This is a genomic window from Dictyobacter formicarum (assembly GCF_016587435.1).
Genome location: NZ_BNJJ01000022.1, coordinates 94,875 through 113,369 on the forward strand (window position 1 = coordinate 94,875; position 18,495 = coordinate 113,369).

General features: G+C 53.9%; 23 protein-coding genes. 2 read left to right on the forward strand and 21 right to left on the reverse strand.

What is annotated here, in order from left to right:
• Positions 1-6: 6 nt before the first annotated feature.
• From JMI88_RS30455 to JMI88_RS30555, 21 genes are all read right to left on the reverse strand, one after another.
• Positions 7-876, reverse strand: coding sequence for a Rad52/Rad22 family DNA repair protein (locus JMI88_RS30455; RefSeq protein ID WP_201365828.1), 870 nt, complete (start codon positions 874-876; stop codon positions 7-9).
• Positions 877-1,062: 186 nt separating this feature from the next.
• Positions 1,063-1,578, reverse strand: coding sequence for a hypothetical protein (locus JMI88_RS30460; protein WP_201365829.1), 516 nt, complete (start codon positions 1,576-1,578; stop codon positions 1,063-1,065).
• Positions 1,579-1,698: 120 nt separating this feature from the next.
• A complete protein-coding gene (locus tag JMI88_RS30465) occupies positions 1,699-2,880 on the reverse strand; it encodes a toprim domain-containing protein (RefSeq protein WP_201365830.1) in 1,182 nt (393 codons plus the stop codon).
• A gap of 242 nt (positions 2,881-3,122) precedes the next feature.
• Positions 3,123-3,632 (reverse strand): hypothetical protein, encoded by a 510-nt coding sequence (locus JMI88_RS30470; protein WP_201365831.1) that lies wholly within the window; start codon positions 3,630-3,632, stop codon positions 3,123-3,125.
• A 1,228-nt stretch (positions 3,633-4,860) separates the two neighbouring features.
• A complete protein-coding gene (locus JMI88_RS30475; RefSeq protein WP_201365832.1) occupies positions 4,861-6,549 on the reverse strand; it encodes a hypothetical protein in 1,689 nt (562 codons plus the stop codon).
• Between the two features lie 631 nt (positions 6,550-7,180).
• A complete protein-coding gene (locus JMI88_RS30480; protein ID WP_201365833.1) occupies positions 7,181-7,396 on the reverse strand; it encodes a hypothetical protein in 216 nt (71 codons plus the stop codon).
• A 119-nt stretch (positions 7,397-7,515) separates the two neighbouring features.
• Complete coding sequence (locus JMI88_RS30485; RefSeq protein WP_201365834.1) at positions 7,516-8,445, reverse strand: phage antirepressor N-terminal domain-containing protein; 930 nt, start codon at positions 8,443-8,445, stop codon at positions 7,516-7,518.
• Positions 8,446-8,657: 212 nt separating this feature from the next.
• Positions 8,658-9,794, reverse strand: coding sequence for a 3'-5' exonuclease (locus JMI88_RS30490; RefSeq protein ID WP_201365835.1), 1,137 nt, complete (start codon positions 9,792-9,794; stop codon positions 8,658-8,660).
• A 10-nt stretch (positions 9,795-9,804) separates the two neighbouring features.
• The gene (locus JMI88_RS30495; RefSeq protein ID WP_201365836.1) at positions 9,805-10,128 is read right to left on the reverse strand and encodes a hypothetical protein; all 324 of its coding nucleotides are present in this window, start codon (positions 10,126-10,128) and stop codon (positions 9,805-9,807) included.
• Complete coding sequence (locus JMI88_RS30500) at positions 10,121-10,564, reverse strand: hypothetical protein (protein WP_201365837.1); 444 nt, start codon at positions 10,562-10,564, stop codon at positions 10,121-10,123. The genes JMI88_RS30495 and JMI88_RS30500 overlap by 8 nt, the downstream gene beginning before the upstream one ends.
• A 14-nt stretch (positions 10,565-10,578) precedes the next feature.
• A complete protein-coding gene (locus JMI88_RS30505; protein ID WP_201365838.1) occupies positions 10,579-11,898 on the reverse strand; it encodes a ParM/StbA family protein in 1,320 nt (439 codons plus the stop codon).
• Between the two features lie 180 nt (positions 11,899-12,078).
• Entirely contained in the window at positions 12,079-12,585 is a 507-nt protein-coding gene (locus JMI88_RS30510) for a hypothetical protein (RefSeq protein ID WP_201365839.1), read from the reverse strand.
• A 29-nt stretch (positions 12,586-12,614) separates the two neighbouring features.
• Positions 12,615-12,812 (reverse strand): hypothetical protein, encoded by a 198-nt coding sequence (locus tag JMI88_RS30515; protein WP_201365840.1) that lies wholly within the window; start codon positions 12,810-12,812, stop codon positions 12,615-12,617.
• A gap of 17 nt (positions 12,813-12,829) precedes the next feature.
• Positions 12,830-13,030: a hypothetical protein gene (locus JMI88_RS30520; RefSeq protein ID WP_201365841.1), complete on the reverse strand. Its 201-nt coding sequence runs from the start codon at positions 13,028-13,030 to the stop codon at positions 12,830-12,832.
• Positions 13,027-13,266, reverse strand: coding sequence for a hypothetical protein (locus JMI88_RS30525; RefSeq protein WP_201365842.1), 240 nt, complete (start codon positions 13,264-13,266; stop codon positions 13,027-13,029). Before JMI88_RS30525 ends, JMI88_RS30520 begins: the two co-directional genes overlap by 4 nt.
• A complete protein-coding gene (locus JMI88_RS30530) occupies positions 13,263-13,616 on the reverse strand; it encodes a hypothetical protein (RefSeq protein ID WP_201365843.1) in 354 nt (117 codons plus the stop codon). Before JMI88_RS30530 ends, JMI88_RS30525 begins: the two co-directional genes overlap by 4 nt.
• Positions 13,606-14,223, reverse strand: a complete 618-nt coding sequence (locus tag JMI88_RS30535) for a hypothetical protein (RefSeq protein ID WP_201365844.1) — start codon at positions 14,221-14,223, stop codon at positions 13,606-13,608. The genes JMI88_RS30530 and JMI88_RS30535 overlap by 11 nt, the downstream gene beginning before the upstream one ends.
• Positions 14,220-14,756, reverse strand: a complete 537-nt coding sequence (locus JMI88_RS30540; protein ID WP_201365845.1) for a hypothetical protein — start codon at positions 14,754-14,756, stop codon at positions 14,220-14,222. The genes JMI88_RS30535 and JMI88_RS30540 overlap by 4 nt, the downstream gene beginning before the upstream one ends.
• Positions 14,750-14,965, reverse strand: a complete 216-nt coding sequence (locus JMI88_RS30545; protein ID WP_201365846.1) for a hypothetical protein — start codon at positions 14,963-14,965, stop codon at positions 14,750-14,752. Before JMI88_RS30545 ends, JMI88_RS30540 begins: the two co-directional genes overlap by 7 nt.
• Positions 14,966-14,979: 14 nt before the next feature.
• The gene (locus tag JMI88_RS30550; RefSeq protein ID WP_201365847.1) at positions 14,980-15,726 is read right to left on the reverse strand and encodes a hypothetical protein; all 747 of its coding nucleotides are present in this window, start codon (positions 15,724-15,726) and stop codon (positions 14,980-14,982) included.
• Complete coding sequence (locus JMI88_RS30555; RefSeq protein WP_201365848.1) at positions 15,723-16,028, reverse strand: hypothetical protein; 306 nt, start codon at positions 16,026-16,028, stop codon at positions 15,723-15,725. The genes JMI88_RS30550 and JMI88_RS30555 overlap by 4 nt, the downstream gene beginning before the upstream one ends.
• A 576-nt stretch (positions 16,029-16,604) precedes the next feature.
• On the opposite strand from JMI88_RS30555, the gene JMI88_RS30560 reads away from it, so the two are divergent.
• Both JMI88_RS30560 and JMI88_RS30565 read left to right on the forward strand, forming a co-directional pair.
• Positions 16,605-17,135 (forward strand): UTRA domain-containing protein, encoded by a 531-nt coding sequence (locus tag JMI88_RS30560; protein ID WP_201365849.1) that lies wholly within the window; start codon positions 16,605-16,607, stop codon positions 17,133-17,135.
• 18 nt (positions 17,136-17,153) lie between these two features.
• Entirely contained in the window at positions 17,154-17,873 is a 720-nt protein-coding gene (locus tag JMI88_RS30565) for an HD domain-containing protein (RefSeq protein ID WP_201365850.1), read from the forward strand.
• Positions 17,874-18,495 lie beyond the last annotated feature (622 nt).

Sequence of the window (18,495 nt, forward strand, 5' to 3'; positions counted from 1 at the left end):
GAGAAGCTATCTCGTCGCTGTAGCTTTGGATGTAGATTGAGAAGAGGAAAGGCGCGAGGCGGCAGCACCAATAGCGGACGCCTTGTTAGCCTGCCCCTGCAGGCGCTGCGTTAAATTCGCACGCTGCCCTTCTGACAGCGCGGCTAGGGAGCGGACCCGGTAATTGGCGCAAATATCCTGAATGCGCACGGGGTCGCGGCCCACCTGCGAGGCCACCCAGTCCAAAAAGAGGTCATTGGGGTAGCTTACAGGCTGCTGTGCGGAGGGTGGTACACCCCCAGTTGATGGGGTCATGGCCGGGGCCGGGGTCTGCGTCAGTACCGAGGCTTGATTAGAGGATTGTGCCGGCATCGCTCCTGCCACAGACACGTGCAGATGCTGAGCCTTATAGAGCTTTTCAACCCAGGCGAGGCGCTCATCTTCAGATAGAGCGATCTGTTTGATCTTCCCGTTAAATGGTAAATTCACCTTCGGCAGGTCGTAAAGGTACCGACCCAGCCCAAATTGGGAACACGCACGGCGAAACGCCTGGCTGTATGCTTCAGTTGCCGTGTTTTCATCTTCGCGCGGGCCTCCTTTGCCAGGGGCCGTAAAGAACGCCTCACCGTAATCGGTGTGCGCAACGCCACAAATCACCACCGTGACCGGAACAATCAGGCGATTTCCCGCCGTCAGTGGAGCAACGAAGGGAGTACTCCACTCACCAAAGGCAATCGCATTTAAGCGATCTTCATAGATGCGCTTATTCGCGTAGGGGAAAGCGGTACAAAATGTTTTGCCATTTGACTCAAAAACGACCTTGGGCAAAAACCGGATGGACTCTATGGGAAACGGTTGGGCCAGGGCTTCTTTCAACGATGCTAAGGTAAGACTCATCTTGTAATATCTCCTATTCAGGATCTATGCATACAAAAAACAGCCAGGCCGAACGTGCCCCTATATCGGGGGTCCACGTCCAGAACCTGGCCGTTAAAATGGATAAGAAAAATGAGAAGGATCAAGGGTGACGCGGTTGGCGTCTAGTCGTCACCGCGAACAACACGGATTAACTACCATTGCTGCTCAGTCATGGCTTTCCTCCTGAGCGGTCAGCGTCCAGACACCTCCTGGCCGACACTGCAAACGTGCCTCCTGGCAATCTGCCGACCAGACCCATTCGTCAGGCAAGCGATATCGTGCAGGTGCATACACAGTGCTGACGCGGGGGGTTTGCGTCAGCAAGCACGTCACACAAGAGACCAGAGATGCCTGAAGCATCTCTGCCTGCTGGAGAAGATCATTTCCCCGCGTCTGGGGATAAGGATAGGGAGCTGTCAATGTGCGCCCCGCCGGCGTTTGCACAACTTCAGCAGCCCGGAATGTGGCATAGTAGACGGGGCTTGTGGCACTACTCTTCGCCGTCACATGCACCCCCCATTGCCGCACCACATTTTTTCCGGTGTAGACAGTCCGGGAGATGGGCATGAGCAAAACCGACTGTAGCATCACAGTAGAAAGTAGGATCTCCAGCGCGCCACATTCAACGGCAAGTCCTGCATGTTTGATTTGCAAATTGGCGTGTGTTATACTCTTCGTCATGATGAAGGTTCAACCTTTCTGGACCTCGTTCCGATGGCAAAAAGTGGACGAGGTTCTTTTTTTTGTCATGAAACAATAAGTCACGATATCCATCGTGAGTGAACAAGTGAACATAAGCCACTAGAGCCGTTCTGCAAGCAACGCATGACTCACATAGAGCGCTTGCATGCCCACGTCCCCGCGCCGTCTCCAGCGCTCACTCCAATCCTTGCCCCCTGCACCATCAGCCGGCAGCACGCAGGATTCGACCAACAAATGATCAAAGGCAAGATCGCGAGCGATACGGTCACTTGCCTCGTGCCCAGCTTGGTCAGCGTCAAGAGCGAGCAGCAGCGCTCGTATCTTGCCTGCCAGCCACCTGGACTGCAAAGCCGTACCCACCAGGGCAAGGATTTCACCAGGTTGGAAGCCGCCGGAGGCCAAGACAGCCAAACGATCCAATGGACCCTCCACCACAACCACTGGCTCGCGCTGCGGAAGGTCTATTGGGTCCCAGAACCACCACGCTGGATTGGTCTTGATCCAACGTTTCTTGTCCTGCTGCTCCAGATACTTTTTGTGGGCTACCTCGTCTGGATAATATTGCCAGGACGAGAGCAGTCGCCCCGCATATCCATCCAGAACCAAACCACCTGCAGCTGCGGAGGGCGCTGCCTGCAGCGGGAACACCAGGCGATCCTCCCAGCGACGCAGCAATTTCTGCTGGTAGCGCTCACTCGCGCCCGGCTCCAGGTAACCAACACCAGCCGTGAGCGCAATCTCCAGAGGAATATGGCGGGCCGCCAGATACGCCTGGGCATTCCAAGCCTCGGGGCGCTCTAATCGTAGAGCCCCCTCTGCCTGAAGGGTGTGGAGGAGCCGTCGCTCCTCTTCCTGCCAGGGTTGGACCGTGGCCAACCCTGGAGCTTTCGGCGCCGGCGCCGGTCTCTTCGGCTTCGAGAGATCAGGAGACGTCGGAGGAAGCGCACGAAGGGTCCGCGCCGAGCAATCAAGAGCGGGCAGCTTCAATACTTCGTGCGCATGTCGCACCAACGCAGACGCCAGGCGCGGATTCCAATCGCGTATCAACACACGCTGCTTGCACCCAAAGCATTGCCCCCAGCCATTGCTGGCGTTAATTGACAGCGATCGCTGATGATCGCTGTGGTGCTTGGGACAATAGGCACGAATGTTGGTTCCAGAGCGCGAAGAGAGCGGCTCTAGATCATACCAATAATAGATGGCAATCTCTTCTCCTGCCTTCGTCAACCCTCGGTCCGGCAAGGGCCCGCCAGGAGAAGAAATGGGGATGGGAAGAGCCATAGAAGGTTTTTCTCCTCTCAGGACATGAATACACAACAATAGGGAAAACGACCAAAGAGTACTGTGCAAGGCGGTCCACGAATAAGAGGCAGGGCCATATCGTCTCCTCATGAGTGCACAAAAAAAACCGCGTCGGATCTGGGTAGATATCCGAGCGGCGTTAAAGCAGATATATGATGAGGTATGATAACAAAAGATGCAACGCAAGGAAGAGGTATAGATATATCTATACCCCTGTGTTCCTACTTCATGCGACTGGCGAGCTTGGCTTTCTTTTCCTCAAGCTCCTTTTGCCTGCACTCGATCTCGGCCAACTCCTCCAGGAGGGACTCTTCCTCTTCCAACATACGCTTATCTTCTAAGCGCTGTTTGACCAGAACCGAGCGGTCGTAGGCATCTAGTTCTTGCTCCTGGATTGAAATCTTCCAGGATTGGAACCCGACAGAATTGGCCTGCTCGACCAAACGGTCGTGCTCAGGGAATTTCGCCTGCAGGCGCGTCAGCTCCTGAAGCTCAGCCTCGGCCTGTGCGAGCTGCATCTGCAGGGTCGCAATCCGCGACCGTGCTTGAGACACCTGATGAATGTTCGTTGCTCTGAGCGACGAACTGATCAGGGATGCAAACAGGGATGCCGGACGCTTGATATCCAGAACAAAGGACTCATCAGCTTCAATACGCTCCTTGAGCGATTGAATCTGATTTTTTTGGGTCTGGATGCGAAATGCGTAGGTGGTTTTCTCAGAAAAAGCCATGGGTTTCTCCTCTCAACAAAGCCCGCCAGAGGCAAGCGAAAGGAGAAGAAGCCAATAGGCATTCTTCTGTGGTGGTTTCACCTCCTTTCGCTCGCCTCTGGCGGGCTAGACTAGACGACGATAGATTGTGGGCTATTTGCAGGAGCAACTCACTGCTGGAGCAAGCCCATGCGCTCCGGGCACTGACAAAACAGCACCCTGGTCCCATGCAGGAGCAACTCACTGCCGTGGGGGACCTTGGCCACATAATTTCTGTGCACTTGTCCTATACCATCAGGCGCCCATCAAAGCTAGTGGCAACGAAAGCGGCAACGTGGGAATTTCACATCGCTCCCTTTACTTCTCACCAGGGATCACTACGTCAACGGGGCCATTTTGAGCTCATCATTGCCGCAAGGGAGAGGGGGTACAACCACATAAAAATGCATCAAAAGATTCCAGAATAGAGAGAAGCTTGAATATGCGAATTCAAACTTCTCTTGTAGATCAGAATGAGTCGCCTTTTAGCATGAAATACATCGAGGATAAAGCAGGGCTATTACAGGAGCACCTCTCTGTTAAAGCCAGCCCCATCAAAATGAGACATCTGAACCGCTCCTTTCGCTTACCATCTGGCAGCTAGACGAGATGTGACGATAGACGGCGGGCTATGACTGGAACAGCACCCTGGTCCCATGCAGGAGCAACTCACTGCCGTGGGGGGAATCTCGCCACGTGATTCGGCAGTATTCATTCTATAGCACTACAGCCTGAAGAGGCATGGGCTAACCACCTGCCCACGCAAACACTTACCGGGAGCAGATCCCCCATATCCAAGAAATGAGAGGAGATATTCTCTCTAGATTCCCTCTCCATTCAAGCTCGAAACATCTTTTTTTTGCGATGCATTCATTGCATCACAGAAACGCCCCTATTTTGCACAAAAAGATTCCAGTTCGGCCTGACGCCGGGCGCCTCGGTTCTTTATAATCGTGATAGTTATGAGGTATAAAATAATTATACTCTCACAACATTAAGTCTCTGCACCCCTGATCGCCTCAGGCAGTAGAGAAGGCGAGGGCGAGAGAATGAGAAAAAGTCACATCCCAAAGACCAGCTAGGAGGACCCCCGCCGCCAGGTTGTGACGGGCGATCCGGGGTCACATGGGCGCGCTGCAGCTGCGTGTGTGACACCCATTCGAGAGTCACACAACCGGCGCCTGGCCAAACAGCGTGATCCACTTCGGGGTCACAGCGCTCCTCCCTCATACTCGCGTTTGGTCGGATTGTTGCGGGTACGTGGTTGAGCACGCTTTTCCAGCCGATCCAAGATATCGAGCAACCAGCCACGATAATCAAGCCGCGTCTGTCGGTGCTGGCGCTGATGTTGATACGTTGCCTCCAACGTGTCAATCACATCCCATACAGAATAGTCAGTGTACAAGGGGTCTTCTGTGCGCAGATACACCAGCTCCTCCAACGAGAATTGAAACGCATTTTCCATGCAGGTGAACAAATACGGGACGCGATTGACTCTCCCCTGGCGATTGGTATGCGCTTTTGCGTATTTGGCAGCGGCTGCCTTCGCCTGATCAAACACGTGCCAGAACATGGTCGGACTAAAGTGTTCCAACACTTCTTCGGCGGTAAAGTAGAGCTTCAAACCGCGCGTCATATCGCTCTGGATGAGCTCTGGATCATCATACTGGCGGGCATATTCCTCAATCGTGCGTTCAACCTGAGCGGGTCGCTCACGCTCCTGGCGGTTGGCCTGAGCCTGGGCGGCTCGCTCACGCTCGCGCTGCTCCTCCAGCTCACGCTGATCCTGGCCGCCCTGCAGCTTTCGGTATTGCTCGGCGGTGACACCGATAGCCGCCGCGCCGCGCTTCTTTACATCGTGCTTCAATTCGTACTCATTATAACCTAAATAATCTTCTGCATCTTTTGCCGCCGCCGCGCCGCGTTCTTGTCTGGTTTTGTTTTGTTTCGATTTCGATTCGGTTGGGGTAAGATGTTGTGTTTCGGTTGTGTCAGCGTTGGATGGTTGTTCGGTTGCATTTCGTATAGTCTTTGGCGGATAAACCGTTCCTTTTTTAGATGTCGAAGTCTTCGGAAACCTATCTCCATCAAAGTTTTCTGTAGAAGTACTTCGGTATACTGAATGTTTTTGTAATTGTTCTGACAATTGTTTCTGCAAAATTGCTTCTTCATCAGCACTTTTGCTATTTTCTGCATCTTCTGCATTACCATGAAGGATGCTATGAGCGGTGGCTAAAAGCTCATCAATTGTTTTGTTGTACCAGCGCTGCCGGGGTTGCGTCTTGGGTCCTGGCTTCTTGAGCAATAAAATTTTACGGTAACACTCAAAGCGCAGGAGCTTTTGAAAGAGGGCGGCATCCTGAATGATGAACTCGGCGTTCTCCCGCTGTGGCGCGATATAGAAGGGGTCCTGGCTCCACAGGTGGAACTCATGAGCAAGATCATACAACCGCTCAAAGTTCTTGAGCGTGACGAGCTGCATGCGCGGTATACCGTCTGCGGTCACAATGGTGCGCCAGGCTTTGGACATCTCCAGTAGGCCACGCTCGGAGAGATCCGCCAGATCCTGGTAGATTTTGCGCTCACAGCGGCTTGAGACAGTGGCGATCCGGGCCACGCCTGCATAGGCACCCTGGCCGGGGGCCTCGCGGATCGTTAGATTGTGCCACGTCCGAAAGAGAGCAAACGGCATGATGCTTTGTAGAATGCTCTCCAGGTAGCGCTCACCCGCAAATCCCGCGAACTCCGGCCACTTGTACTTGTTGATCTGAGAGTCCTGGCACACCTCGGCGGCAGACTCATCTCTCTCTCTCTTGCCTATAAGAAAATTATCGGTACATTCACATTTGGGTCCTGTGCCCTCTTGCATCACTATAGGGAATGCTGTTATACTGTCCATAACAACTAAATACTTTCTAATCGGACACACAAATGCCCGATACGTTCAAGAATAGGCGGCTAAACCGGGCCAATGGTAGGGCCGCTTTTTCTTGTCCAAAATTTCTTCTTAATATACGCTTCTTTGAACTTCACGTCAACAATGTAGCCCTATTACTGCTCGCGCTTGTGCATGCGTCTAGCATGCCAGATAGGGAAGTTGCATACCATAGCATCTGTTTAGCATCATCGTTACAGGCAATATGCCTAGTAAATGCGGAGGTATGCGTAGTTTTAACTTCATGCCTCAATCACATCTCCTGGGTAAACCATGCGAGAGGAACCTTCTCCCTCGACAAACGCCACAAAGACAGTCGGGTGGCTCCTGCCTCCCTGGATCGCCGGGCTGATAGTCAGCTCGCCCTGCTGGTTGCTGCTCCTGTTTGCTTATTGACTTCTCTCCCTCATGTCCATTTCGTTACAAAGCACGGTTACGTTTTTGCTCTGGGTGTAACGCTTGGCCAGGAGTCACGCTCACAGCTGGAGCTGCTAAACGTGACCCGGCTGCGCTGTCTCATAGAATGATCCCTAGCCTCGCAGTGCTTCCCCTTCAGTAGTATCCTTTTCTTCTAATCGCCCCATCCCATGGCTGCCTACTCCTGGCCTCGGATCTGGTCAAGAGATTTCAACGCTTCGCCGACCTGCTTCCGTTCCTGGCGAAAGAGCTCTATGGATGCGATGGCTTGTTGCAAGCTTGCCCCTTTGGTCGATCCAGTAAAATCACTCACCTTGATCTTTACGCCTTGCTTCGAGAACCACACGATAGCCTGATTGCGCTGGCACCATGCTAACTGTTCCTTTTCATTCATCTCTGCCTGCTCTGCCTCCTTCTCTCTGCTTTCTCATCCAATTGTGACCCTTGGTCAGGGGTCACACCTGCGGCGCCTGGCCACCTTTGTGACGCCGGCTTCTGATCACATTCCGTCCACTATCGCTTGTCCTTGGCTCTCTGGAACTGCACCAGAAACCAATGCTTGACCTGCTCCCATTCGTCGGCGCGGATCTCCTGATAGCGCGGACAATCAAAGGCAGTTTTCAACTCGTCATAAATGGTCCCGTAAGGCTTGCCGGTGGCATCATGCAGCTTCTTGACATACACCTGGACCTGGCGCTGCTGCTCTATACTGATCACCTCTGGCCCGAGCCGGTCAAGGATCTCGGGGATCAATTGCTCAACAGCCTCACGGGCCTCTAACCGGGCCTCATGGTCTTCTAACCTGACGCTGAGGCCCTTGCGCCACGCCTGAGCATGCTGCTTTGCTTTCCAGTAAGCCCATACGGCTAAATCCTCGTAGTAACTAGCCAGTTCCTCATCGGTCGCTCCTTGCGGTGGTTCCTGCTGGGGTTTCATCGGCTCGGCTGCTGGCACAATAACCGTGCGAGCTTCTACGGTGGGCGCAGGTAAAGCAAGGCGATCCTTTGCCGCAAAATGTTGGTAGAGCACATCTACTGCTTCAAGCTGGTAGGCAATGATCATCTCTCGGATATGGGCGGCCCGCTGCGGATCGTCTCCATCTGCTACTTCATGGGGGTTGATACCCAGTATCCAAACGGGAAAACCGCGCAACGTCAGCGCGGGCATAGTCTGACGCCCACCTCCTTTTGAGCCGGCCTGTCGGGGCTGTACCTTCACCCTCACCAGCTCGTTGGCTATCGCGGTAGTGCGCTCTATGCGCTGCGTCTGTGCCTGAGGATTCATGTTCAGGATTTCACATACCCAGCGCAACACAACAGCGATGCGCCCATCCTCTAGCCTCACGGCGGTAATAGTGTGGTCATGGAAGGGAATATCTTCCTGTATAATTGGTTCTAACACTGTCTGTGGCTGCCGGTTGCCGTTTCGCGTATCGTGTTGCATCGCTTCTACCTCCCTCACGTGGGGGTATGCATTTTACATACTCCCATGCTCTCATCTCTCCTGTGGGGGTATGCATTTTACATACCCCCTTCCCTCTGTAGCTCCTAGCCGGGTATCACGCTCCAGATCTGGAGCTGGCCTTGTGACATAGGATTTCAAGCACACCTGCGGCGCCTGGTCATGTATGTGACGGCCAGCTCCCGGTCACGTTGCTAGTCGCCTCCGTAATATCCCCTGCTGGGCCGCTCCTCTGGTGCCGGATAGGTTCCACCTCGGTCTGCAAGAGCTCGCATGACACCGAGCGCGGCCAGGGCATCACCAATAGCCCGGTGGTATCCATGGGCGGGAACGCCCAGCTCATGACAGGCCACGTCGAGCGGTTGCCATCTATCGCGTTCCCAATAGTCCGAGTACTCGCCATAATATCTGGAATACTCAAGCATTAAACAATTCCAGCTTGTTGGTGATGTGATCTGCTTTGGTACCTCCAGCTTGAATCGTTCGGCGCTGGCCAAGATGGCATCTCGATCAAACTCGGCATGATAGGTCCATAGTTGCTCATACCTTCCCAGGATCTCGACAAGCCTGGGCCAGATCTCCACAAAGCTGGGCGCATCTTTAAGATCGGTATCCGTCAGGCCATTGATCCGGCTGGCCTCGGCTGGCATGGGAATATCAGGCTTGGCCAGGGAATGAAACACCACCGTGCCGCTCTTGTCTACTGCGGCGATCTCCACGAGCTGAAAGCCGGAATGATCGGGTAGCCCGGTCGTCTCGGTGTCCACAATCAGGAGGTCATCTTGCGCAAGGGTAACGTGCATGTTGTGTTCAATCACATGCCGGTCACGCGCCCAGATGAGGTAGTCCCGACATTCATAGCAGTACTGCCGCTCCTGTGGCTGCCCTGCCTCGTCGCACCCCTCCGTCATCGTGACAATCCCCTGGTAGCGGCGTTGCTTCCCGTGGCTGGAGTCGTACCAACCACACCGCTCACAGGTATACTTCAGCTTTAAGGCGGCCTGCATCTTTGCAATGGCCTCGCGCTGCGCCTCCGTTGGCGTTCGGCGTGGTTGCGCACCTGCGATCTCGTAAAGATAGATATACTGTTTGTCCTTAAGCCTGAAATAACATCCTGCTGGCGGCTCAACGGCTTTGAGCTTTCGCACCTTGAGCTGGGTAGCCGTCGCTAACGTTTCCCACGGGATGGATCGATACTGGTAGACCTTGGCCCCTGGGCATGGACTGTCTGGCGGCTGCTTCCAGGTCAAGGCGCAACGGATACACGTGTACCTGCCATCCTCGCTCTGCTGCAACTCGTGTTGGTGGTCCTGCTGGTCCTGCTGTATCATCTCAACCTCTCTACTGAGACGAACATGGATGGTCCTCATTCAAGTTCCCACATCCATCTTGGAAGCTCCTGGCGTCGCTGCTCTGCGTAGTCTGCTCTTCCTTTTGCTCCGCCTCCTGGCGGATCTCTTCTAATCCACGGAGGAGATCGGCGGCCAGGACAAAAAACTGCTGGTAGCGATCGTCTGTCCTGGTATGGCGGCCGCGCCTCTCACGGTCCTTAATATACTGGTGCGCATAGCTACAAAAGTCTTCGAGTTCTGCTTGCTGGGCAGCAAGCCAGTCAGCCCGCTCCTGCTGGCTCATGGCCGACCAGGGCTTGCGCCGCTTATTCATCTTCGTCCTCGCCCTCGTCGTCATCGTCCTGGAGGAAGAAGTCAATGGCAAGATCGGCATTGTCGCCTGCGCTCTCAGACTCTTCAATGATTTCAATCTCGCTCAGCTCTTCTGGTGGTTCGGCATCCTTGACGCGCGGGGACCGCCGCTCCCTGGAGGGACGTGGTGCCCGCTCACTGACTGGCTCCGGCGCTGGCTGCTGCTCCATGCGCTGCGGTGCATAGGCGGGAGCAGAACCAGCACTCATCGCGAGACCGGAAACAATGATGCCACGCTGGACAAGGCGGTAGTACTCGGTCAACCGGAGAGCGGCCAACTTTGCTAGTTGGTCGCTCATCTGGTGATCGGCAGCATCCTGCTCGATCTGCGCCAGCACCCAGGACTCCCACTCCAGACCGATTTCCAAGTATTTATATTTCTTGGTGTTCTTTCCCATAGCGTCCTTCTACCTTATACCTTTGCGGCTGCGCGCTTTTTGCGATCCAGCAGAGCCTGCGCACTCAACGCATACCCACGGCCATTTGCAAATACGGGTTCGTTCGGCTGCGAAAGATGCGGGATACGCTTTTTAAGGGCATCATAGAAGTAGTACACGCCACCACCGATACCCAGGACCGGGTTGAAACGCGCCGCGATGGCGTTTGTCGCATCCGATTGCCGCCAGGCAGAAGACACGAATGAGACGATTTCGCCGGCAGTGAAGTCAATGGCCTCGGTCACCAGCCTATCCAGCTCAGCATCGGGTATGCGCTGGCCGCTGACGGTGATTTCTGGATAGGTGCGCGGCTCCGTTTTTTTGCGCTTCGTCGTTTTGACTGGGGTGCCTGCTGCCGCCGCCGCCGCTTCAGCGCGTACGCGTTGGGCATCGGCATAAGCATGCATCAACTCCCGCGCCTCCAGGGGCGTCAACTCTACCCCATGGATATCTTCAAAAGCATCTCTGACCATTTTCGTGGCGGTTTCCACGCCGACCGGCTTGCCCTGGCAAAAGTCTGACACGGGCACCTGGCCGCGAGCTACATAGAGATCCGTGGTCCGGCCACCAATATCAATGATGGCACTGGCTCTGGCCCCCTGGTCTTTCGAGCCGTAGGCGATCAGCGCGCCGGCTCCTTCCATCACAATGGCCCCAACTTCTACCTGGCACGTGCGCCAAGAGCGGCCGCCATCAATGGAAAAGACGTGTTTGCCGTTGAGGGCTGCCTTAATTTCTTTGCGCAGGCCGGGGTTTTTCTGATAGGTCTCCGCCGGCAGTCCCGTGACAACCATCAACCGATATTCTGCGTCAGGGATCATAGACGCTGACATTGCGAGCAGGCTGCGCAAACTATACGTGCTGGCATAGCGGGTAATATCACCGCGCCCGTTCCAGGGATCGGTGGACTGCGACAGAGCGATCGAGCCAATCCCGTAGGACACTTGCTCGCCTTTCATCTGGACCACCAGCGCCTCGCTCATATCCACGCCCATGTTGCGCATGATCTTTGTATTGATCTTCGTAAATGCCGTGGGGACTGAGCGCGTGACCACGGTCTCCCCTTTGCGTAAGACACCGCCAATTTCTGAGTTCCCAAAGTCATGGCCATAGGCATAGGTCTGGGGTTCCAACACAACATACTCTTTTTCCGTCGCGCCAGTGACATCGATCGTTGTATCTGTGTCCGTCATGGTGTCTCTTTCTCCGTTTGCTGTTGCCTCGCTCATTGATGTGGCTTCCATCTCCTTGCCCTGCAATGTAGTTGGGAACGAACTTGTCTCCACCTGGTTCATAACTTCTCCTATACTAGTCCTGTACCACACTAATTGGTACGAACTTCTCCTATACTAGTAATAAACTTGTTTAGAACTTGTCCGGTACATTTACCGCCTGGAAGAGCCTGGCTGACAGATGATGTCAACCAGGCCAGGAATGTTGGGCTACCATGACTCAGAGCTCACCGTCTGAGTACATCAACCGGGACGGCGTTCTCTCTGCGATATGCCAGCATATCGCTCCTCGCCACGCGCTACGTTTGCACGGACTTGTGCATGTCGGCGCGGGTGAACCGGCTTCAAGAGAATGGCTCCGGGGACAATCTCCTCCTCCATGTCTGTGAATGAGATCGGGGGCTCATCCTGGAGCAAGGCGCTCTGTCCCATCACCACATCCTGCATGCGCTCTGTGCTGCTCTCCTCCTCTTCATCCGGTGGGTTGGCATCATAGCGCTGAGACGTTAACAGCGTCACGAGCCGGACGAGCTCCTCTGATCGTCCCGTCTGATACTCACCCTCCGTTCGGATCTCTCGCACCTCTGATCGCAGTTCTCGCAGATCTGACCGTATTGCCTGGATCGCCTTGAGCAGAGCTTGTAAGACCGGCGATTGTACCTCTGCGGGTGAAACCTGTGTGCCTACTGCCAGCGCATTGCTGGTTGCGTTGGCCTGCTTCTGGTTGCGGCTCTTCTCGGCTTGATCCATCGCGTGGTATCCTCCTTCCTTGAATGTATCTATACCAATCTGCCTACATCCTCTTTGGGCAACTGGCGCGCGGTAGTGCTGGTATCGTGCATCTGACTCGGGCTCAGAAAGAAACCCTTGCACCGGACGCAACATCCGGCACGATAGTAATTGGGGCCGGGAATGCGAACCAGCACGACATACAGTTCCTCGCTGCGACAGCCACACCGAACACAGATCATGCGCATGAGGCGAACACCTTTCCCTAGCACATAAGCTGGTCAAGTGCGGCTCGAATGTTGGCTACAGTACGCTCGATCACCAACAACTCTTCCTCAATCATCAGGGCTGCCTTGATGGCAATCTGCTCGCAGCCCTCCACCTTCTTCTGCTCTCTCGACTCCGTGGCCTGCTCCTCAGATTTCATAGCGTGTACTTCCTCTCGCTCTCGTTGAGCCTGGCTCATACGTGGGCCTCCTCTCGCTGTGACTGTCCTCGCTGCGGCTCCTGTGCTTGGACATTGGCCCAGGAATAAAAACAGAATGCGTGGCCGTGACTTACATCACCATCTTGAACTTCATACTTGCACGGGAGCAGGACAGAGGCCGCAATACTGCGGGCCTCGTCCTGGGTCTGTGCTCCTGATACCTCAAGGACTGCGATCTCACCATGGGGAAAGAGCAAGGTAAAGGTCTGCGTCATGATCGTGCTCCTCCCTCTTCGCTGGTGGTCTCTGGCCTCTGCTGCTGGCGTTCGATCAGATCAAAAACAACGAACTCCTCGACGCCATCGTCACTGTGCAGCAGAGCAAGAAAAGCAGCTGGAAAACCACTGCGACATGTCACCACAAGGTAGCCGTCAAACTGTTTTTGCATGATGCCGTACGACTGTACGGTCACACGCGCTGCATCTTCAACCTGCTGCTCCAACACTGATGTCAGCCGGTCAACAACCGACACCACTTTCCGCTTGAGGCAGATGATCACAGCACACTGCGTCTTCGCCTGGCGATTCTGGGGTTCAGGCTGTCCGGTAGTGAAATTAGCAGTCATCACCTTGCTCTCTTTCCTCTTGGCTGGGAACACTCTCCTTCTGTAAGCGAAGTCTCCGATTGTTGACCTGACGCTGCTGGACTGGTGCTAACAGTCGCGCTTGCGCTGCCGGTGCCTGGTCAAGCTCGGCACGCGCGGTGTTGACTGCCGCATGCACAGCCTTACTTAATTTATCGATCTCCTGGAGGAGCTGCTGCCGCTCACGTATCTGCTTCTCCTGAGAGCGGCTTCCCCTTGAACGCATAAATGCAGTGAGGAGGATACCGGCCTCCTCCAACTTGTGCTCGACGGTGTAGAGGCGACTAAGATAGCCGATCGAGGTGGCGCTAAACAAGATGGGGATCGGGGTCGTCCTCAGGCTCTGCTCCTTCGAGAAAAGAGACAGACAGGCCGTCTCCGTCTGGTGGATCGCAGAGAGATGCTCTTTGAGGATGGGAAGCCAGAAAGAGGCCGGGCGCGGTTCCCAATCCTTGCCTAACTCCTCGATTGCCGCATCGATAGGTTGTACGGCCTCCTCTAGTGCCTGGTACGCCTGGCATGCGCGGGCGATGAATGCCATAAGGGTAGCTGTGTCGTCCGCAACCCCATAGCCTAGAATATGGCTCATGCCTGCCCCTCCTCTCCGGCTTCAGCCTGGCTCTCCTGGGCCTTCTCAACCAACGCGGAAAGCTGGCCAGCGAGCTCGTCGAACGTCGCAAACATCAGAGGATACAGATGCCGGACCATTAATTGGAGCTGCACACGTGCGTAGCTAGGCTCGCTGCAGATCGGCGTCAGGGCATCGAGCAACAACAGCAACTCTGTAATCTGATCGTCGAGGTAGGCAAGTTTCGTCAGCGTTCCCCAGGGCGCGATCACCTTCATCGCCTGGGGGTCGAGCTGACTGTAGAAGGAGTAGGCGGCCTGGGCCGCCTGACGCAAGGCAAGCAGGTGCTTCATGGCCTCCTGGCATTGCATCGGCAGGATCGCAAGGTCCTGGCACAGCACTTCGCCAATATTTCGGAGCTTACGCTCGCGGCGTGCCATGCGCCAATACATACCATCCATCCTCATAATCAGCCAAGCGGCGCGGCGCTGGTTAGACTGCTGATCCTGCTGCTGCGCCTGACCCTGGCTACTGATATTGCGGAGTGCTACCATTGCCGCACCTCCTTCTCTTGAGGGAGCAAGGTATCAAGATAGCCGTTCACCACAGCTACGAGCCCGCAATATTCCTGGGGTGTCAACACTGCTGGCACCTGGGCCTCTGGCTCCTCTGCAACGCCTAATCCAAGCAGGCTTGCAAGGATAGCAGTCGTGCATTCATCACACACGATCACACGTGCTGCTGTAATTTGGCAACTACACATACTGTCCCCTCCCCTTACTTCCCGCTCTTGATAGCACTGGTCACGTTGACGCTCCAGGAGGTCTGTGGTCGGCTGACGGCCAGGCCATTCGCCCCATACGGTCCCACAGCCTCGATATCAACTACATCTCCCTGAGAGGTTACCTCAAGCATCGCCTCCTGGGGGTGGGTAAACCCGGAGAGCGCCGGGCCTTGCAGGATGCGACTTTTGCTCATATCTCCATCAGGAATCATGAGCGCGTCCAGGTGCCCTTGTCCGTCCACGAACGCTCGTACCTGCTCAGTGTGGCCCGACTGCTGCGTATGGACGGTCACCACATCTCGGTGTGCGCTCTGCGTGTAGTAGCCAGGATCGCTGACAGCATTCATCCACCACACATAGGCGTTGACAAAGACCACAAAGGCCAGAAGCAACAGGCACATCCCGCCACCAACCCAAACAGCCGGATGAAGCTTCATCCGGGGTTGGTGCTGCTCCGGCTCTGGCTGCGGATAGTGAGGACGCGTCGGCTGCCGCTTGATCTTCTGAGCATCAGACTGCTGCGATCGTGACGCGAGGCGCGGTGAAAGGTGGGAATCGGTCGCCCGGTCGCGTGTGGCTCGCCTGGTCAGCGTAGCCCCTGCCGGTCGGGCCGCTGGCCGAGAATCGGTGGTCTGATACCGACGGGTGCTGGTGCCTGGCCGCGTGATGGGAGCAGGTCGTGACGCGGGTTGATAGTCTTCCACGTCCACCTCATAGCCCAGATAGGTAGAGTTACTCATCTGCGGCCTCCTTCCGAACGCGACAGGGTACAGTAGAAGTGCAAACGCAGGCGTTGCAGGGGAGTTAAATGGTCGCGCTCGCCGTCATCTTCGAAGGCAAAGCCGGTGGTGGTAATGCGAGGTGGTTGGCTGCCGCCATCTCCAGGTTGGAGATGGAACTGGATGCCGTTCTCGTTCACGTTATCGGTGGACAGGAAGGCAATGGTCGCGTTCCGATAGTTAGACGCAATACGATCCAGAATACGAGTCTCGTCTTTGTCACGTGGTGTGACACTTATAGGGGGTGCTACCTGTGTCATCATTCAAGCCTCCTGCTTGACTACATGACACCTCTCCCCGCATAATGCGGTAAGCGGGTGTCTAGATCACTGAAAACGGTGTAGACGCCTGTTCATGGGTCGGTGCTGGTAACACCGACCTTTGTTATGGTTAGATAGCTATGTCTCCAACCATAAATTCAGCCCCTATTATTCTCCACAAGGAAATATGATGCCTTGAGCGTCCCATCGTTATGCTCAAGAATGTCTTCCCTCCGAAGGTATCGGCCTCGTTCCCAAGCATACTTCAGAAAGTCATATTTTGTCAAGCTTTTTCTTATTTATTCTGGAAACTACTGGAATATCTTTGACAAGAGCAGACCTTTTCATGTAAAATATCAAGACATTCGTTATAAGTAACAAAGGGAAAAAAGTCATATGGTAAAAATAGTAAATGGGCAAAGATTTCTCAACGGAAAAGAAACGATGGAGCTCTTGGGCACATCAAAACAAAGCTTTTATGATAATGCGAAGCGACATCTAAAGCCGTACCATTTTGACGCTAAGCGAACAACGTGGTATTCCGAAGCGGAGGTCCTCAATCTCAAAAATGGAGTTGCTGTGCGCAAAGGCGCCGTTCGCCTAAGCAACATCCAGCAAAACTGGATGCAAGATATTATCGCTATGGGGTATAACGCAAGGACAGAAAACCGGGGCGATGTTGAAATTACGACTCTGCCCGAAGAGGCCATTAATGCGTTCCACCTTCCTCCAGCACAGCAATTTGCCAAACGATCTCGTATGACGGTCGTAGACAACGCTCCCATTTGTATCTGGAGCAGCTACTACCCGCTAAGTCTTGTCGAGGGTGAAATCTTAGAAGAGATGCGCCAAAGTTCAACTGACGTGGTTCAGCGCATCAAAGAAAAGCATGGGGCCATTATTCGGGTCGTCAGAGAGAGGTACACGGCTCGGGCAACCACCCCAGAGGAACAGACGCTTTTGCGCCTAGTCACTGATGATCCTGTTCTGATCCTGCAACGCGCATCCTATACCCAGGGTAAACAATCCTTGGTGCTCTTTAGCGATATGGTTTTGCTTGGTAGTTGGTTTGCAAGCGAGCGGGAGTATAACGTTGACACCTGGGGCTAGTAGAAAGGGAAGTAAAATTTGATTTTGACTGGCATCACAAACTATCTGTATGAAGTCGGCCTCCTTAAACATCAAAAGCGTACGGGGATGTGGCGCATGGGTGTCAAGGATCCTGAATCAGTCGCCGAACATAGTCATCGAACTGCCATTATTGGTTATATGCTTGCTTCACTTGAGGAAGATGTTAATCCTGAACGGGTAGCGGTACTTTGCCTGTTTCATGACATCGCAGAAACCCGAACAGGTGATTTGAGTTGGCTAAATCAACGCTACATTGCTGATGTAAAAGAGGGAGAACAAAAAGCGATCAACGAACAGGCTGCTCAACTTCCTGCGGGAATCGCACAGAAAGTACTCGCTATATCAAATGAGTATAATGGTCGCCTATCACGAGAATCTCAACTAGCTAAAGATGCTGATACATTGGAATGCTTGTTACAATGCCGAGAGTACGAAATACAGGGATATGTCAAGGCCCATTCCTGGGCGGAGATGTGTTATGCAGGGCTACGTACCGAAACAGCGCAACGGTTGGGAAAAGAGTGCTTAGATGCCGACCCGTGCAAGTGGTTTGAAACACTGCAAGATAATCCGAACGGAACATCTCAGCATATTCTTTCTGCTCAGATAGCTAGCGAACTTTCCGCCAAGGAAGAAGTCACATATGCCCTGTCAAACCATCAAACCCAAAAGAGCTTTTTCAGGTTCTTTAAGTTTATCTTTCAGCAACTCACATAAAACCATAGCAAGGAGAGGGCTGAAGCACAACGGAATGCGTGTCAGATCTCGCACTTTCAGTCCCTTTTATGCATGGCTTGATGTAAGTAAAGCGTGAGATACTTGCAATGCTAACTATCGAAATTGACAAAAATGGCATCTAACTATCTGCTTCTGACGCAGTTTTTACCAAGTGCTGAATAGTTTATTCCTGGGTTTCACCTTAAAATCGGATCTTGGTCACTTTCGGTGTTTAAGCTCATCAACAGATGTGAGGGAAGCGCCTGAGAAGCATATGAAAGGATCTGTTGTTCAGCTTTTACACTGCATTTGAGCAAGACCCTTAAAATCGGTTCGTGTTTCATCCAATTTACTAGTTACACTTGGCCATTATCCGTGAGCACTTACGATTGTTGCACACAACAATGGCAATCGTTACAGTCTTCTGGTGGACCATCAGACACGCTTTTACGATTGCCTCTTTTCTGCTCTATTTGAACTTACCAACCGCCAAGAATAAAATGCATCTCGATCCATTTTATTGAGAGCGGCATACCGACTACGACTGCAAGCCCGGGCGCCTGGGGATTGGCTCGTCTCTTCTCTATCTCCGATAAATGTATGAACACAGAACGACAAGCCA

Bases quoted from the DNA above. Each gene is read 5' to 3' on its own strand.
- JMI88_RS30505 (WP_201365838.1), bottom strand. From the start codon at position 11,898: ATGAACCAGGTGGAGACAAGTTCGTTCCCAACTACATTGCAGGGCAAG.
- JMI88_RS30465 (WP_201365830.1), bottom strand. From the start codon at position 2,880: ATGGCTCTTCCCATCCCCATTTCTTCTCCTGGCGGGCCCTTGCCGGAC.
- JMI88_RS30535 (WP_201365844.1), bottom strand. From the start codon at position 14,223: ATGAGCCATATTCTAGGCTATGGGGTTGCGGACGACACAGCTACCCTT.
- JMI88_RS30475 (WP_201365832.1), bottom strand. From the start codon at position 6,549: ATGGACAGTATAACAGCATTCCCTATAGTGATGCAAGAGGGCACAGGA.
- JMI88_RS30470 (WP_201365831.1), bottom strand. From the start codon at position 3,632: ATGGCTTTTTCTGAGAAAACCACCTACGCATTTCGCATCCAGACCCAA.
- JMI88_RS30460 (WP_201365829.1), bottom strand. From the start codon at position 1,578: ATGACGAAGAGTATAACACACGCCAATTTGCAAATCAAACATGCAGGA.
- JMI88_RS30545 (WP_201365846.1), bottom strand. From the start codon at position 14,965: ATGTGTAGTTGCCAAATTACAGCAGCACGTGTGATCGTGTGTGATGAA.
- JMI88_RS30530 (WP_201365843.1), bottom strand. From the start codon at position 13,616: ATGACTGCTAATTTCACTACCGGACAGCCTGAACCCCAGAATCGCCAG.
- JMI88_RS30550 (WP_201365847.1), bottom strand. From the start codon at position 15,726: ATGAGTAACTCTACCTATCTGGGCTATGAGGTGGACGTGGAAGACTAT.
- JMI88_RS30500 (WP_201365837.1), bottom strand. From the start codon at position 10,564: ATGGGAAAGAACACCAAGAAATATAAATACTTGGAAATCGGTCTGGAG.
- JMI88_RS30525 (WP_201365842.1), bottom strand. From the start codon at position 13,266: ATGACGCAGACCTTTACCTTGCTCTTTCCCCATGGTGAGATCGCAGTC.
- JMI88_RS30540 (WP_201365845.1), bottom strand. From the start codon at position 14,756: ATGGTAGCACTCCGCAATATCAGTAGCCAGGGTCAGGCGCAGCAGCAG.
- JMI88_RS30515 (WP_201365840.1), bottom strand. From the start codon at position 12,812: ATGCGCATGATCTGTGTTCGGTGTGGCTGTCGCAGCGAGGAACTGTAT.
- JMI88_RS30480 (WP_201365833.1), bottom strand. From the start codon at position 7,396: ATGAATGAAAAGGAACAGTTAGCATGGTGCCAGCGCAATCAGGCTATC.
- JMI88_RS30510 (WP_201365839.1), bottom strand. From the start codon at position 12,585: ATGGATCAAGCCGAGAAGAGCCGCAACCAGAAGCAGGCCAACGCAACC.
- JMI88_RS30485 (WP_201365834.1), bottom strand. From the start codon at position 8,445: ATGCAACACGATACGCGAAACGGCAACCGGCAGCCACAGACAGTGTTA.
- JMI88_RS30495 (WP_201365836.1), bottom strand. From the start codon at position 10,128: ATGAATAAGCGGCGCAAGCCCTGGTCGGCCATGAGCCAGCAGGAGCGG.
- JMI88_RS30490 (WP_201365835.1), bottom strand. From the start codon at position 9,794: ATGATACAGCAGGACCAGCAGGACCACCAACACGAGTTGCAGCAGAGC.
- JMI88_RS30520 (WP_201365841.1), bottom strand. From the start codon at position 13,030: ATGAGCCAGGCTCAACGAGAGCGAGAGGAAGTACACGCTATGAAATCT.
- JMI88_RS30455 (WP_201365828.1), bottom strand. From the start codon at position 876: ATGAGTCTTACCTTAGCATCGTTGAAAGAAGCCCTGGCCCAACCGTTT.
- JMI88_RS30555 (WP_201365848.1), bottom strand. From the start codon at position 16,028: ATGATGACACAGGTAGCACCCCCTATAAGTGTCACACCACGTGACAAA.